Genomic DNA, 13882 nt, shown 5'->3' with positions numbered 1-13882 from the left:
CCACCCTGCCGGATGTTCTATTTAACAACGCGACGACGCCGCGCACGTTAACAAAGAATAAGCATCCTGTCGCTGAGCGGCCGTCGTGTAATCAGCCCGGTCGAAACCACCAAAACAACCAATACGAGCATCTTGCAGCGCACTGCAACTACTTGATTTTATGGGGAAAATCGACATTTCCGATCAGCGCATCGTCAATTCCGAAACATGTTCAAGGAATGGGCAAATGGCGGTTTTTTGTGCAAATACAACCACTTGCTACCTTTTCGCGTTCACGAGATTTTAGGTTCGCTCCTGCAAAATAATTTGAAGCTGACGAAAATTTTCGTCTGCCGAGAAATCCTTTATCAGGGGAAATTCCATGCGGGGCGCGAAACTTCTGGACTTGAAACTGTCCCAGAAACTGCCTGCGGTGATCATCGGTCTTTCGGTGACAGCGGCAGTCATCACGACGGGACTTGGCTTCTTCGGCGCGAGCAACGCGCTGAACCAGCAGATCGAGAAGAACCTTGAATCAGTGGCAGCGGATCGCGCCCTGGAAGTCGGCGAGTACATCGACGGCCTCGGCGAGGAACTGGTGATCCTGGCCAACAGCACCACGGTGATCGAGGCCATCGGTGCCTTCGATGACGCCTGGTACTCCCTCGGCAAGAGCGCGACCGAACGCTTGCAGCGGGACTACATCACCGAGAACCCCCACCCGCTCGGCGAGAAGGACAAGCTTCTCACCAAGGACGACGGGACCCTCTACTCCCACAACCACAGCTATTATCATCCGTGGTTCCGCGACCTGCAGCAGCGCCGCGGCTATTACGATGTCTTCCTGTTCAACAGCCGGGGCGACCTCGTCTACTCGGTGTTCAAGGAAGCCGACTTCGCCACCAATTTTGTGGATGGTGAATGGGCAGCCTCCGGTCTCGGCAAGGTCTATCGCCGTGCCGCCGAAGCTGAAGCCAACTCCATTATCTTCGAGGACTTCGCAGCCTACGGGCCTTCAGGCGGCGCTGCGGCAAGCTTCGTCGGCGCGCCGGTCTTTGATCGCACCGGCAACCGCACCGGCGTGATCGCCTACCAGATGCCCGCCGAAGTCATCAACCAGCTGATGGCCAAGACACATTCGCTGGGCGAGACCGCGGACAGCTACATCGTCGGCCCGGACGGCATGATGCGCTCCGACAGCCGGTTCTTCGAAGAGCCCACCAGCATGACGCTGAAGGTGGAGAACGAGGCTGTGACAGCCGCGCAGGCCAAGCAGACAGGCTTTACCCGCATTGACAGCCTGACCGGCCAGGACAGCTTTGCCGCGTACAACTTCGTCGACATTTTCGGCACCACCTGGGCCGTCGTCGCCAAGATCGACTTTGACGAGGCGGAAGCACCGGTGATGGCTCTGCTGATGATGTTCCTCATCGTCGGCGCTCTCGTGGCGGTTGCCGCAGCCGTCATCGGCCTGCTCGTCGCCCGCAGCATCGCCAAGCCGCTGAGCGACATGACCAGCGCCATGGGTGAACTGGCCAACAAGGTGTGGTCGACGCAGATCCCCGGCCTGACACGTACCGACGAGATCGGCGAGATGGCCAAGGCCGTCGAAGTGTTCAAGGACCAGGGCCAGGAAGCCGAACGCCTGCAGTCCGAAGAAGCCGCCCGCGAGGCCCGCGCCGCCGAAGAGAAGCGGGCTGCCATGAACCAGCTCGCGGACGATTTCGAAAGCTCCGTCGGCGAAGTGGTGGAGGCCGTGGCCGCCACCGCACAGGACCTGAAGGACACAGCCCAGGGTGTGTCCGCAATCGCCGAGGAAACCACGGCCCAGTCCGCCAACGTGGCGAGCGCTGCAGAGGAATCCTCGGTCAATGTGCAGACCGTGTCGTCGGCGACCGAGGAAATGTCTGCCTCGATCTCCGAGATGCAGCAGCAGGTCATGCGCTCCCGTGACGTGTCCGAACGCGCTGCCCAGAGCGTTGAAGATGCAGCCGGCCAGGTCACTGGCCTGTCCGACGCCGCCGACCAGATCGGCGACGTGCTGGCCCTCATCCAGGACATTGCCGAGCAGACCAACCTGCTGGCCCTCAACGCCACCATCGAGGCAGCCCGCGCCGGTGAAGCCGGCAAGGGCTTTGCGGTCGTGGCGAGCGAGGTGAAGAGCCTGGCAACCCAGACCCAGAAGGCGACCGAGCAGATCCGTCAGCAGATCGAAGGCGTGCAGTCTGAAAGCAAGACCGCGGTCGGGGCCATCAGCGGCATCCGCGAGGTCATTGCCCAGGTGACGGAGATCAGCCAGTCGATCGCTGCCGCAATCGAGCAGCAGACGGCCGCCACCAGCGAGATCGCCCGCAATGCTCAGCAGGCCGCCGCCGGCACCCATGAAGTGTCGTCCAGCGTCCAGGGCGTGAGCGAGGCATCCCAGCAGGCATCCGCCGCTTCGACGGAGCTGCTCGCCTCCTCCAACTCGCTGGCCGAACAGGGCGAAGCTCTCCGGGAGCGGATGAAGTCCTTCATCGAAAAGGTGCGTGCCGCTTAGGCACCGCCCCACATCGACACCATGACAAGGGGCGCCCCAACCGGGCGCCCCTATTGTTTGTACACGCATAAATTGCGAACAAACACGCAATGCGAGTTCACTCTAATTTAGCCCGCAACCCCTAGCGTCCTGATCCGAGAAAAGAACCCGTGCCGGCGATCAGTGCCATTTCTGGCCACCGTCAGCATGTGACTTCAGGAGGAAGATGGATGCGTGCCCCCGATTTTTCGGCACTGAAGATTTCGCAGAAGCTGCCTGCCGTCATTATCGGCATGTCCGCCGTAGTCGCCGTCGTTACAGCAACAATGGGCTTTCTCGGGGCCCGCTCTGCGCTTGATGCGCAGATCGAGAACAAGCTCGAGACAGTTGCCGCCAACCGCGCACAGGAAGTTTCCGACTACCTCAACGGGCTGGGCCAGGAACTGGTGATCCTGTCGAACAGCACCATGGTCATCGAGGCCATCGGCGCGTTTGACGACGCCTGGATGTCCCTGGGCCGCAACGTCTCCGATCAACTTGTTGAAAAGTTCGTGACCAACAATCCGAACCCGGAACAGCGCGAGCTGCTGGAAACGGTGGAAGACGGCACGTTCTACTCCCATACCCACAGCTATTATCATCCGTGGTTCCGCGACCTGATGAACCGCCGCGGCTATTATGACGTCTATCTCGTCACCCGCGACGGCGATCTGGTCTACTCCACCCGCAAGAACCCGGAATTCGCCACCAGCATGACCGAAGGCGAATGGGCCGACACGGGCCTTGGCCGCCTCGTCGCCCGCGCCGCCGAAGCCGAGATGGGCACGATCCTGTTTGAAGATTACGCCGAATACGGCCCGGCCAATGGCGAACCCCGTGCCTTTATCGGCGCCCCGGTCTTCGACCGTATCGGCGAACGTGTCGGCACCATCGCCTACCAGGTGCCGCACAACGCCATCAACAACCTGATGGCCAAGACGCAGGCCCTGGGTGACACGGCGGAAAGCTTCCTCGTGGGCCCGGACCGCTTGATGCGATCGGACAGCCGCTTCAGCGCCGAGCCGACCACACTTGCCAACACCGTTGAGAACAACGCTGCCATCGACGGCCTGGCCGGCAATTCCGGCTTCGTGGAATCCACCGGCCTTGATGGCTCCGACGCCCTGTCGGCCTATCGTCCCGCCAACATCTTCGGCGATACTTGGGCCGTGCTGGCAACCGTCAGCAAGGACGAAGCGCAGCAGGACATCTCTGCCCTTCTTACCCAGTTCATGCTGATGACGGCGCTTGCGATGGCAGCCTCCACCGCCGCCGGTTTCTTCATGGCCCGCAGCATCTCGCGGCCCCTGAGCAACATGACCGGTGCCATGGAGCGCCTGGCCAACCGCGACTGGTCCACCGAGGTGCCCGGCCGCGGCCGTAAGGACGAAATCGGCGCCATGGCCAATGCCGTCCAGGTCTTCAAGGAACAGGGCCAGGAAGCCGAACGCCTCGAAGAGGAAAAGGCCGAACAGGAAGCCCGCGCCGCGGAAGAAAAGCGCGAAGCCATGAGCAAGCTGGCCCATGACTTCGAGGTCTCCGTCGGCGAAGTGGTGGAAGCCGTGGCGGCCACCGCCCGCGACCTGAAGGAAACCGCCCAGGGCGTGTCTTCCATCGCCGAGCAGACCACCACGGAATCTGCCCGCGTGGCAGCCGCCGCCGAGGAATCGTCCGTCAACGTGCAGACCGTGTCGTCGGCGACGGAAGAAATGTCGGCGTCGATCTCCGAAATGCAACAGCAGGTCATGCGCTCCCGCGACGTGTCGGAACACGCCGCCCAGAGCGTGGAAAATGCGGCCGGCCAGGTCACCGGCCTGTCGGACGCCGCCAACCAGATCGGTGACGTGCTGGCCCTTATCCAGGACATCGCCGAGCAGACCAACCTGCTGGCCCTCAACGCCACCATCGAGGCGGCGCGTGCGGGCGATGCGGGCAAGGGCTTTGCGGTCGTGGCGAGCGAGGTGAAGAGCCTGGCGACCCAGACCCAGAAGGCCACCGAGCAGATCCGTCAGCAGATCGAAGGCGTGCAGGCCGAAAGCCAGACCGCCGTCGCCGCCATCAGCGGCATCCGCGATGTCATCGCGCAGGTCAACGAGATCAGCCAGACGATCGCAACCTCGATCGACCAGCAGACGGCGGCCACGGGCGAGATTGCCCGCAACGCCCAGCAAGCCGCCGGCGGCACCCACGAAGTGTCGTCCAGCGTCCAGAGCGTCAGCCAGGCATCGCAGCAGGCCTCCGCCGCCGCGACCCAGCTGCTGGCCTCGTCGAACTCCCTGGCCGAACAGGGCGATGCCCTGCGCGATCAGATGAAGGCCTTCATCGATCAGATCCGCGCTGCGTAACCGCACGGACCTGATTGTCTCCGCCAACTGAAAGGGCGGCTTCCCGGATGGGAAGCCGCCCTCTTTTTTGCTTGAGCTGACGTGCTGTGCCTATTCGGCAGCAGCGGCCTGCACCCGCTGGGCCTGAGGCGGCAAAGCCTCTTCCGCCAGCGACTGGGCCGCTTCGGCCAGCGGCAGCACAATCTGGTCCTTCGAGCCGAGACGCCGGATGGCGACGGTCCGCTCTTCGGCCTCGCGCTTGCCGACCACGAGAAGCGCCGGCACCTTGGCCAGCGAATGCTCACGCACCTTGTAGTTAATCTTCTCGTTGCGGATATCAGCCTCCGCCTTGAGACCGAAGCGCTTGAGCTCTTCCACCACCTGATGCGCATAATCGTCCGCATCCGACGTGATGGTGGCGACCACGCATTGCAGCGGTGCCAGCCACAGCGGGAAACGACCCGCGTGATGCTCGATCAGGATGCCGAGGAAGCGTTCGAGCGAGCCGAACAGCGCCCGGTGGATCATCACCGGCTCATGCTTCTCGCCATCTTCACCGATATAGAACGCGCCCAGACGGCCCGGCAGGTTGAAGTCCACCTGCACGGTGCCGCACTGCCAGTCACGCCCGATGGCATCGCGCAGCACGAACTCAATCTTGGGGCCGTAAAAGGCGCCCTCGCCCGGGTTCAGCTCATACTCAAGACCCGTTGCCTCGATGGCCGTCTTGAGCGCCGCCTCGGCCCGGTCCCAGATCGCGTCCGAGCCCACGCGCTTCTCCGGACGATCGGAGAATTTGAGCCGCACATCCTCGAAGCCGAAATCCCGGTAGATCGACAGGATCAGGTTCGTCACCGTCACGCATTCTTCCGTGATCTGATCTTCGGTGCAGAAGATATGCGCGTCATCCTGCGTGAAGTGCCGCACCCGCATCATGCCGTGCAGCGCGCCGGACGGCTCATAACGATGAACCTTGCCGAACTCGGCAAATTTCAGCGGCAGCTCGCGATAGCTCTTGAGGCCGTGCTTGAACACCTGCACATGGCCCGGGCAGTTCATCGGCTTCAAACAGAACGTGCGCTCGTCGGGCGTCACCGACGTGTACATGTTCTCGCCGAACTTCTCCCAGTGGCCGGACTTCTCCCACAGGGACTTGTCCATCACGTCAGGCGTGTTGATCTCTTCATAGCCCGCCTTGGCCTGCTGATCCCGCATATAGGAAATGAGCGACTGGAACAGTGTCCAGCCATGCGGATGCCAGAAGATGGAGCCGGGCCCCTCTTCCTGGAAATGAAACAGGTTCATCTCGCGGCCGAGCTTGCGGTGATCGCGCTTCTCGGCCTCTTCAAGCATCTGCAGATGCTTCTTGAGATCCTTCTCGCTCGCCCAGGCGGTGCCGTAGATGCGCTGCAGCTGCGCATTGTTGCTGTCGCCGCGCCAGTAGGCACCGGCCAGCTTGGTGAGCTTGAAGGCCTTGCCCAGACGGCCCGTGGACGGCAAATGCGGCCCGCGGCAGAGATCCTTCCAGTTGCCCTGGCGATAGACCGTGATCGTCTCATTCTCCGGCAGATCGGAAATGATCTCGGCCTTGTAGCTTTCGCCGATGGACTTGAAATGCTCGATCGCCTCGTTGCGATCCCACACCTCGCGCGTGATCGGTTCGTCACGGTCGACGATCTCGGCCATGCGCCTTTCGATCTTCTCGAAATCGTCCGTCGAGAACGGCTCATCGCGGGCGAAATCGTAGAAGAAGCCGTTTTCAATGTTCGGGCCGATGGTGACCTGCGTGCCGGGGAACAGCTCCTGCACGGCTTCGGCCAGCACATGGGCCGTGTCGTGGCGAATGATCTCCACGCCTTCGGGCTCATCGCGGGTGATCAGGCGCACCTTGGCGTCCTGCTCGATCTCGCGCGTGAGATCCCACTGGTCGCCATTCACCTCAATGGCAACGACCTTCTTGGCCAGTGATTTTGAAATATCTTCCGCCAGCCCAAGGCCCGTAATGCCTTCGGGGAATTCACGGATAGACTCGTCGGGGAGCGTCAGCTTGACCATCCCTCTCCTCCTCATTCTCTGCACACCATGCAGGTAAGCCTGAGAGCGTTTGTGGTGTGGGGCCGATGGAGCCCCTATGAACGGACCGGATCAGTCGTCCGGGAAACGGTCCCGGATATGGGCGCCGGTCCAGCGCCCGTATTTCCAGGGAGTGAGCGCGCTTGCGTGCGGCACCTCCTCCGGTACCGGATCAAGCCCCTGCGTGCCCCACGGATGGCACCTCAGGATGCGTGATACGGCCAGCCAGCCGCCCCGCCAGACCCCGAACCGGGTAATCGCCTCCTGCGCATAGTCGGAGCAGGTCGGCACATGCCGGCAACGCGGCCCCAACAGGGGCGATATGGCGTTCCTATAGACCCAGATAAGGCCCAAGGCCAGATACTTAAAGGGATTCGGCATATCCGGGTCCCAAGTGAATAAAAACCTAGCCGGGGCAGGATTAATCAGTCGTTAACCCTGCCCCGGCTTCCAGGTTCCTCAATAGGCGAAGCGGACGCCGGCGACAAATGCCGTCGCACCAGGATCTTCACCGTCGGCCCGGGCAAAATCGGCAGTCTCGCCGAGCTTCGCTTCGTAATTGACACCGATATAGGGGCTGAGCCCCCCGGTTATCGCGTAGTGAAACCGCAGGCCGGTTTCGATCTTTCCGAAACCCGCCCCGATCTCGCGGGCCGAATTCTCGCTTGCGAACAGGTCGAGCTCGATCATCGGCTGCGCGAAAATGCGCCGGGTGAGATAGAGCTCGGTCTCGGCTTCCGCGCGGAACGCGATATCGCCGTCATCGGACAAGTAAGCCGTACCCTCGAATTCCACCCATTGCGGCATCAACCCTGCAATGCCGAGGGCCAGATGGGTAGTTTCCGGGTCCGGCGCCAGGTCGTGCCGGATACCGGCCTGCACATCAAAGAAGGGTGAGACCGGACGACGATAGAGCAGGTGCACTTCCGTACTTTCGAAGGTACCGCCATCAAGATCGCGTTCAGCTTCCACACCGAGGACAGCCTTATGATCGTCATTGCCGATCACGAGGTCTCCTTCCACGAAGCCGTGATCGTTGCCATCCTGAACGCGGTATTCGAGGCGTTCAATCGTGACAAGTGACAGGACCATATTGTCCATCTCGGCGGCCGAAGCAGGAACGGCAAGCAATGCAGCAAAAGAAGCTGCGACCAGGAACCACACCATCAGTGATGCCCTCCGGCCTGCGCATCTCCGGCATTGGCCATGCCCCAGAGTTTCTCAAGCTCTGGATCGACCTGCGCCAGATCCTCCGGGCCGCCCTCAACGATGACCTTGCGGAACATGCCGGCAGCCATGTGGTACATCAGGTGGCAGTGGAACGCCCACTGGCCCGGTGCGTCCACCTCCACATCGGCGGATAATGTCGTGTTGGGGGCGACCGTCAGCACATGCTTGAGCGGGTTCCACTTGCCCGCCCCCACATCAACAATCTTCCACATGCCATGCAGGTGCATGGGATGCGCCATCATCGTCTCATTGATGAAGGTGAAACGGACACGCTCCCCATACTTCAGACGCAGTGGTTCGGCCTCTGAAAGTTTCTTGTCGTTGATCGACCAGATATAGCGCTCCATGTTGCCGGTAAGCCGGAGCCGGATTTCCCGGTCATAGGGTCGCTCCTCATAGAGAGGGTCCTGCGCCCGCAGATCTCCGAGGGACAGGAACTTGCCGCCATTGGCCGCGTCAGGCTCAAGCCCTGATCCCGGTGCATAGAACGGATCATCATCTCCCCCGCCCATGGCACCCATGTCATGGCCCGCATGTCCCATGGCAGCGTGGTCCATCTCTCCCTGGTCCATGTCCCCGTGAGTCATGCCTGGCATGGCCCCATGATCCATGTCGGCCATAGTCAGCCGCGGCGGGTCACGCAACTCGGGCACGGCAGCTTCCATGCCGTCACGCGGCGCCAGCGTGCCACGGGCAAAACCATCCCGTGCCATGGTTTCAGCGAAGATGGTGTAGGCCCTGTCCTCACGCGGACGGACGATCACGTCGTAGGTTTCAGCCACCGCAATGCGGAACTCGTCCACCGTCACCGGGCGGACGTTGTTCGCATCCGCCTGCACCACGGTCATTTCAAGTCCGGGAATGCGGATGTCATAGAACGACATCGCCGATGCATTGATGAAACGCAGGCGCACGCGCTCCCCGGGAGTGAACAGTCCCGTCCAGTTCTGCGACGGGTTCCGGCCGTTCATCAGATAGGTGTATCCCTGAACATCCTGAATGTCGGACGGCATCATCCGCATCTCGCCCCAGTCCAGCCTGTCACCCAGTGCAGCACCGAGACCTTCTTCCTCTGCCTGACGGAAAAACTCGCCTGCCGTGCGCTGGATGAAATTGTAGTGATCCGGCGACCGCTTGAGATTACGGAAGACCTGCATGGGACTGTCCTCGTGCCAGTCAGACAGCACCACCACATGGTCCCGGCCATAACGGAAGGGTTCACGTCCGGTCGGCTCGATGATGATCGGGCCATACATGCCTGCGCCTTCCTGCAGGCCGGAATGGGAGTGATACCAATAGGTCCCTGCCTTCGGCGCCTTGAAACGATAGGTGAAGGTTTCGCCAGGCTTGATGCCGTCAAAACTCATGCCCGGCACGCCATCCTGGTCAAAAGGCAGAACGAAACCATGCCAGTGAATCGAGGTATCCACCTCAAGCGTATTGGTGACGTTGATGGTGAGTTCCTCGCCCTCGGTAAACCGCAATAGCGGCGCCGGGACCTGACCGTTGATCGAAAAGCCGTCCACATCCCGCCCCGACACATCGAGGGTGACGGGCTCGACCGTGAGGTCATAGGTGCCTGCCGCCGCGGGAAGAGCGCCTTCAAGTGCGACCACCGCGCAGCCAAAAAGTGCTGCAAATATCCGTACACGTATTTTCATGGCGCCTACTCCACATCCACCGTGCCGACCATGCCGGCGGCATAGTGGCCGGGCACGTTGCAGGCGAACTCGATGTCGCCCCCGGAAGTGAAGGTCCAGGTAACGATCCCGCTCTTGCCCGGTTCAAGCAGGACACTGTTCGGGTGGTCATGGCTCATCATGTGGCCGTCCTCCCCCATGGGCGCGTTCATCATGGCGTGGTTGATGTGATCACCCATCAAGACGCCATGTTCCTGCATCATCATCATCTCGCTCTGGTGGGCTGCATGGTAGGCCGGGGTGCCGAGGTTGAACTCGTGCACCAGCGTGCCCTTGTTGACGACGTTGAAACGGATCGTCTCACCGGCGCGTACGCTGATGCTTTCGGGCGTGAAGAAATTGTCCTCCATGACAATGTCGACCACACGGTCAGCGCCTTCCGGGTCCCCGGGCTTGCCGAAGGACATCGGGCCCGAATCGGGACCGGCAGCCGCCCCGCTTTTCATGTGGCCTGCGTGCCCTTCGGCAGGTTGCATGTGGCCGTGAGCATGGCTGCCGGCGGCTGTTGCCGGTACGGCAAGCACGAGGCCAAGGGCCGCCCCGGCAAGGATGGATGTCATGGTGTGAATACGGACAGGCATCTCTGATCTCCGCGATAGATGACGTCCCGCGACTGCGACGCGCATATGCATCGCCGAACACGTGACGAACTGAATGAACTGAGAGGTGCGCAAGCCAGGCGCGCATGCGCCAGTCTCACGCGGCTTCAGACGTCACCCAGGCGGGGCGGCGGCGGATCGAGATCAAAGCCAGCAGGACCAAGCAGCCGCGCAGATGGCGGCAACAGCCGGACAGGCGTCAGGCTGCCCATCACGACTGACGGCGCAGTGGGCGCGGCGAGGCTTGTGAAGCAGGAAGCTGCGAGGGGGCAGGACCGGCTCGCCGGCTCATCGCCCCCCTGGTCAGGGCTTGTCTGGCCATGGGCTTCATGATGCGCCCCGCCAGCCATGGCACTTGATGTTATGTCACAGCCGAGCATGTGCGCTGCCGTCATTTCGGGCGACGCCCACAAGGGCGCGGCCGGAATGGCGACCAGCAGAAGACTCAGCAGACATGACATCAGCGCGCGCATGAGCAGAGCCTGCACCTTCCCCCAAGGGGAAGGTCAAGAGAGATAGAAGCCCGGTCCGCTCAGACCTCGTCAGCCGCAGCTTCGATCTGGCTGATGGCGTCGAGGGTTGCTTCGAAGGTGAGCATGATCGACTGGTGGCGGTTCTTGAAGTCGCGGGCCGGGAGGAGGACTTCGAGATCGGCCCAGTCACCGGTGGGCGGGTCGCCCTCTTCCTTCAGCATGGCGCGCATCTGGTCACGCACCTGCTCGATGTCGGCGCGGGTGGCCCCGATGACGTGCCGGGCCATGACCGAGGAGGAGGCCTGGCCCAGGGCGCAGGCATGGACCTCGTGGGCAAAATCGCTGACGCGGCCATCCGCCATCTTCAGATGCACCGTCACCTTAGAGCCGCACATCTTGGAGATGGCACTGGCCGATGCCGCCGCATCCTCCAGCTTGCCGATGCGCGGGATGTTGCCCGCCAGCTCAAGAATGCGGGCGTTGTAGACGTCGTTCAGGTCGGTGCCGGAAGCACTCTGGGAGGCCGTGTCACTCATTGAGCCTATGTGCGTCCAATCTTGTGAAAATCCAAGCGGGTATTTGCTGCGTATCTGGAACAAAACAGGAGGCGCCCACCCAAATTTTAGCAATTCCAATGTGCACCAATTGCGACAACCTCTAGAAAATGCAACAAAGGATGCACAGTTTATGCAGTGTGGCGGGGCCCTGGCCGTGCCATATATCAACCGCCGGCGCGCGTGCTGACGTAAGGACTGACTGGACTTCGCGCACCGGATCCATACCAGTGATGCGCCTCGCTGCGCCTCATGCCCGGAAACCTTCGATATTGACCGGGACGGGGGGCCGCGCGTGCGCCAGGAAGGACGAAACCAATGGATGCCATGGTCGACAAAGCAGAGCTGACCGAGACCACCGGGGATGACATCAAGCGCCCCACCCGCGCGGAAGCTGAAGCCGCCGTGCGGACGCTCATTTCCTGGGCCGGTGACGACCCCGCCCGCGAGGGCCTGATCGACACGCCGTCGCGCGTGGTGCGTGCCTATGAGGAATTCTTCGAAGGCTACACCGAAGACCCCGCCCAGGTGCTGGGCCGCACCTTCGAGGAAGTCGAGGGCTACAATGACATCGTCATGCTCCGCGACATCTCACTGGAGAGCCACTGCGAGCACCACATGGTGCCGATCCTCGGCAAGGCGCACATCGCCTATATGCCGATCAACTCGGTGGTGGGCATCTCGAAGCTCGCCCGCGTGATCGAGATCTACGCCAAGCGCCTGCAGACGCAGGAAACCATGACCGCGCAGATCGCCGAAACCATTGCCTCGGCCCTGAAGCCGGCCGGCGTGGCGGTGATGATCGAGGCCAAGCACCAGTGCATGACCACCCGCGGCATCAAGAAGCCCGACGTGGCGACGATCACCACCCAGTTCACCGGTGTGTTCAAGGATGACCCGCGCATGGAAGAGCGTTTCTTCCGCCTTGTGCGCGGCGACCGCAGCTACTAAAACACCGCCATCCTTTTGAGATGACGAAAGCGGCCCTGCATATTATATGCGGGGCCGCAATCATTTGCGCCGAGAGCTGCCCTCCCGACCGGGCGCCGGCGCATGGAGTAAGACCGATGACCAAGAAGCCCGAATTTGCCCCCCGCGTGACCGTTGAGCAGGTCGAGGAAGGCCATGACCTGGCGCCGAAATTCGACGCCAACGGCCTGATGCCCGTGGTGACCACGGATGTGCATACGGGCGACGTGCTGATGGTCGGCTACATGAACGACGAAGCCTTCGCCAAGGCCATCGAAACCGGCGAGGCCCACTATTTCTCCCGCTCGCGCCAGGCCGTCTGGCACAAGGGCGCGACCTCGGGCCTGGTGCAGAAGATCGTCGAACTGCGTATCGACGACGATCAGGACTCCGTGTGGATGAAGGTGGATGTGGCAGGCTCCGGCGCATCCTGCCATGTGGGCTACATGTCCTGCTTCTACCGCGAAGTGCCCACCGGCCCGCGCGAAACCGAAGGCGACTTCAAGTCGATCGTCCTGACCTACAAGGAAGACGAAAAGACTTTCGATCCTGTCGAGGTCTATGGCGACGCGCCGAACCCGACCAAGCTCTGAGGCCTGTGGCCTGCACATCAAACGAAAAGCCCCGGACACTGTCCGGGGCTTTTTGGTTTTTGGGATCGGGGCGAGACCCCTCACTACAATCACCGGCCACCCCATCCGTGTCCCTCCGGCTCGACCGGAGGGATACGGTATGGATGGATTAGGAACGGCTTTTGTCCAACCGGGGCTGCCGCCTCACTGCTTAAACCTCACAGGTCTCCTGCCAGCGGGCGCGGGTGAGGGTGTAGAAGACGTGCGGCAGGCCAACGCGATCACCGTCATGGCTGTACTGGAACCCCGCCCCCTCCATGGTGCGGCGTGACGCGGTGTTGCGCGTGAGGGTGAAGCACCAGGCCTCTTCAAGAGCCAGCCGCGCGAAAGCCTCATCCAGCGTGGTCCGGGCAAGTTCTCTCGCCCGCCCCTGCTGCCAGAAATCAGGCACCACCGCATAAGCAAGCTCAATCACCGGCCGACCGTCCAGCACCACGAAACGCAGGCCCGCATAGGCACAGAAGCTGCCGCTCGCCCTGTCCGTCACATACCAGAGGCCGAAGCCATGCGCGTCCCAATGGGCCGCATGAGCCTGTGTCCGTGCCCGGATGGCATCGTCGGTGAGCGGCTTGCCGTCTGCCGACAAGGTATCCATGGCGCGCGCGTCACCATTGATGCGGGCAAGATCCTTCCAGTCTTCCCCCTGGAAGGGGCGCAGATCCATCCGCTTGGTCGCCAGCTGAGGCATCACGTCGTCTCCCGGTTTCCCGTCCATCAGATTGCTGCCAATGGTGACTTGCACCCAAGGCTCATAGTGGCATTCTGCGGCCACTCCCGAATTCGCCCCGCGTT

The 13882-nt window shown here is 62.0% G+C and carries 11 protein-coding genes; 4 read left to right on the top strand and 7 right to left on the bottom strand.

Annotated elements, in window-relative coordinates; all coding sequences use genetic code 11:
* Nucleotides 1-361: 361 nt before the first annotated feature.
* Together HG718_RS04655 and HG718_RS04650 are read left to right on the top strand one after the other, a co-directional pair.
* Nucleotides 362-2518, top strand: coding sequence for a methyl-accepting chemotaxis protein (locus HG718_RS04655; RefSeq protein WP_160588867.1), 2157 nt, complete (start codon nucleotides 362-364; stop codon nucleotides 2516-2518).
* Between the two features lie 209 nt (nucleotides 2519-2727).
* Nucleotides 2728-4881 carry a methyl-accepting chemotaxis protein gene (locus tag HG718_RS04650; protein ID WP_160588868.1) on the top strand — a complete coding sequence of 718 codons (2154 nt, stop codon included), beginning with the start codon at nucleotides 2728-2730 and terminating at the stop codon, nucleotides 4879-4881.
* 90 nt (nucleotides 4882-4971) lie between these two features.
* Here the strand turns inward: HG718_RS04650 and thrS are convergent, their stop codons facing one another.
* The 6 genes from thrS to HG718_RS04620 all read right to left on the bottom strand — a co-directional run bounded on the left by thrS (nucleotide 4972) and on the right by HG718_RS04620 (nucleotide 11471).
* Nucleotides 4972-6915 carry a threonine--tRNA ligase gene (gene thrS / locus HG718_RS04645; protein ID WP_160588869.1) on the bottom strand — a complete coding sequence of 648 codons (1944 nt, stop codon included), beginning with the start codon at nucleotides 6913-6915 and terminating at the stop codon, nucleotides 4972-4974.
* A gap of 90 nt (nucleotides 6916-7005) precedes the next feature.
* Nucleotides 7006-7314, bottom strand: coding sequence for a membrane protein insertion efficiency factor YidD (yidD, locus tag HG718_RS04640; protein ID WP_027842023.1), 309 nt, complete (start codon nucleotides 7312-7314; stop codon nucleotides 7006-7008).
* A 78-nt stretch (nucleotides 7315-7392) separates the two neighbouring features.
* On the bottom strand, nucleotides 7393-8100 hold the full coding sequence (locus HG718_RS04635) for a copper resistance protein B (RefSeq protein ID WP_160588870.1): 708 nt from the start codon (nucleotides 8098-8100) through the stop codon (nucleotides 7393-7395).
* Nucleotides 8100-9824, bottom strand: coding sequence for a copper resistance system multicopper oxidase (locus tag HG718_RS04630; RefSeq protein WP_160588871.1), 1725 nt, complete (start codon nucleotides 9822-9824; stop codon nucleotides 8100-8102). Before HG718_RS04630 ends, HG718_RS04635 begins: the two co-directional genes overlap by 1 nt.
* 5 nt (nucleotides 9825-9829) lie before the next feature.
* The gene (locus tag HG718_RS04625; protein WP_205345716.1) at nucleotides 9830-10444 is read right to left on the bottom strand and encodes a cupredoxin domain-containing protein; all 615 of its coding nucleotides are present in this window, start codon (nucleotides 10442-10444) and stop codon (nucleotides 9830-9832) included.
* 550 nt (nucleotides 10445-10994) lie between these two features.
* Nucleotides 10995-11471 (bottom strand): iron-sulfur cluster assembly scaffold protein, encoded by a 477-nt coding sequence (locus HG718_RS04620; RefSeq protein ID WP_160588872.1) that lies wholly within the window; start codon nucleotides 11469-11471, stop codon nucleotides 10995-10997.
* A 336-nt stretch (nucleotides 11472-11807) separates the two neighbouring features.
* Here HG718_RS04620 and folE point away from each other — a divergent pair, with 336 nt between their 5' ends.
* Nucleotides 11808-12440, top strand: a complete 633-nt coding sequence (gene folE / locus HG718_RS04615) for a GTP cyclohydrolase I FolE (RefSeq protein WP_027842018.1) — start codon at nucleotides 11808-11810, stop codon at nucleotides 12438-12440.
* Nucleotides 12441-12556: 116 nt separating this feature from the next.
* Entirely contained in the window at nucleotides 12557-13051 is a 495-nt protein-coding gene (gene hisI / locus HG718_RS04610; protein ID WP_160588873.1) for a phosphoribosyl-AMP cyclohydrolase, read from the top strand.
* A gap of 190 nt (nucleotides 13052-13241) precedes the next feature.
* Here hisI and HG718_RS04605 read toward each other — a convergent pair whose 3' ends face one another.
* Nucleotides 13242-13832 carry a GNAT family N-acetyltransferase gene (locus HG718_RS04605; RefSeq protein WP_160588874.1) on the bottom strand — a complete coding sequence of 197 codons (591 nt, stop codon included), beginning with the start codon at nucleotides 13830-13832 and terminating at the stop codon, nucleotides 13242-13244.
* Between the last annotated feature and the right edge of the window lie 50 nt (nucleotides 13833-13882).

It is taken from the genome of Pyruvatibacter mobilis (genome assembly GCF_012848855.1).
Taxonomy (GTDB): Bacteria; Pseudomonadota; Alphaproteobacteria; order CGMCC-115125; family CGMCC-115125; genus Pyruvatibacter; species Pyruvatibacter mobilis.
Note: the sequence above shows the minus strand (reverse complement) of the source record. Positions and strands in the feature narration are given on the sequence as shown.

Coding starts and splice junctions, on each gene's coding strand:
- HG718_RS04655 (WP_160588867.1), top strand. CDS start 362: ATGCGGGGCGCGAAACTTCTGGACTTGAAACTGTCCCAGAAACTGCCT.
- HG718_RS04650 (WP_160588868.1), top strand. CDS start 2,728: ATGCGTGCCCCCGATTTTTCGGCACTGAAGATTTCGCAGAAGCTGCCT.
- thrS (WP_160588869.1), bottom strand. CDS start 6,915: ATGGTCAAGCTGACGCTCCCCGACGAGTCTATCCGTGAATTCCCCGAA.
- yidD (WP_027842023.1), bottom strand. CDS start 7,314: ATGCCGAATCCCTTTAAGTATCTGGCCTTGGGCCTTATCTGGGTCTAT.
- HG718_RS04635 (WP_160588870.1), bottom strand. CDS start 8,100: ATGGTGTGGTTCCTGGTCGCAGCTTCTTTTGCTGCATTGCTTGCCGTT.
- HG718_RS04630 (WP_160588871.1), bottom strand. CDS start 9,824: ATGAAAATACGTGTACGGATATTTGCAGCACTTTTTGGCTGCGCGGTG.
- HG718_RS04625 (WP_205345716.1), bottom strand. CDS start 10,444: ATGCCTGTCCGTATTCACACCATGACATCCATCCTTGCCGGGGCGGCC.
- HG718_RS04620 (WP_160588872.1), bottom strand. CDS start 11,471: ATGAGTGACACGGCCTCCCAGAGTGCTTCCGGCACCGACCTGAACGAC.
- folE (WP_027842018.1), top strand. CDS start 11,808: ATGGATGCCATGGTCGACAAAGCAGAGCTGACCGAGACCACCGGGGAT.
- hisI (WP_160588873.1), top strand. CDS start 12,557: ATGACCAAGAAGCCCGAATTTGCCCCCCGCGTGACCGTTGAGCAGGTC.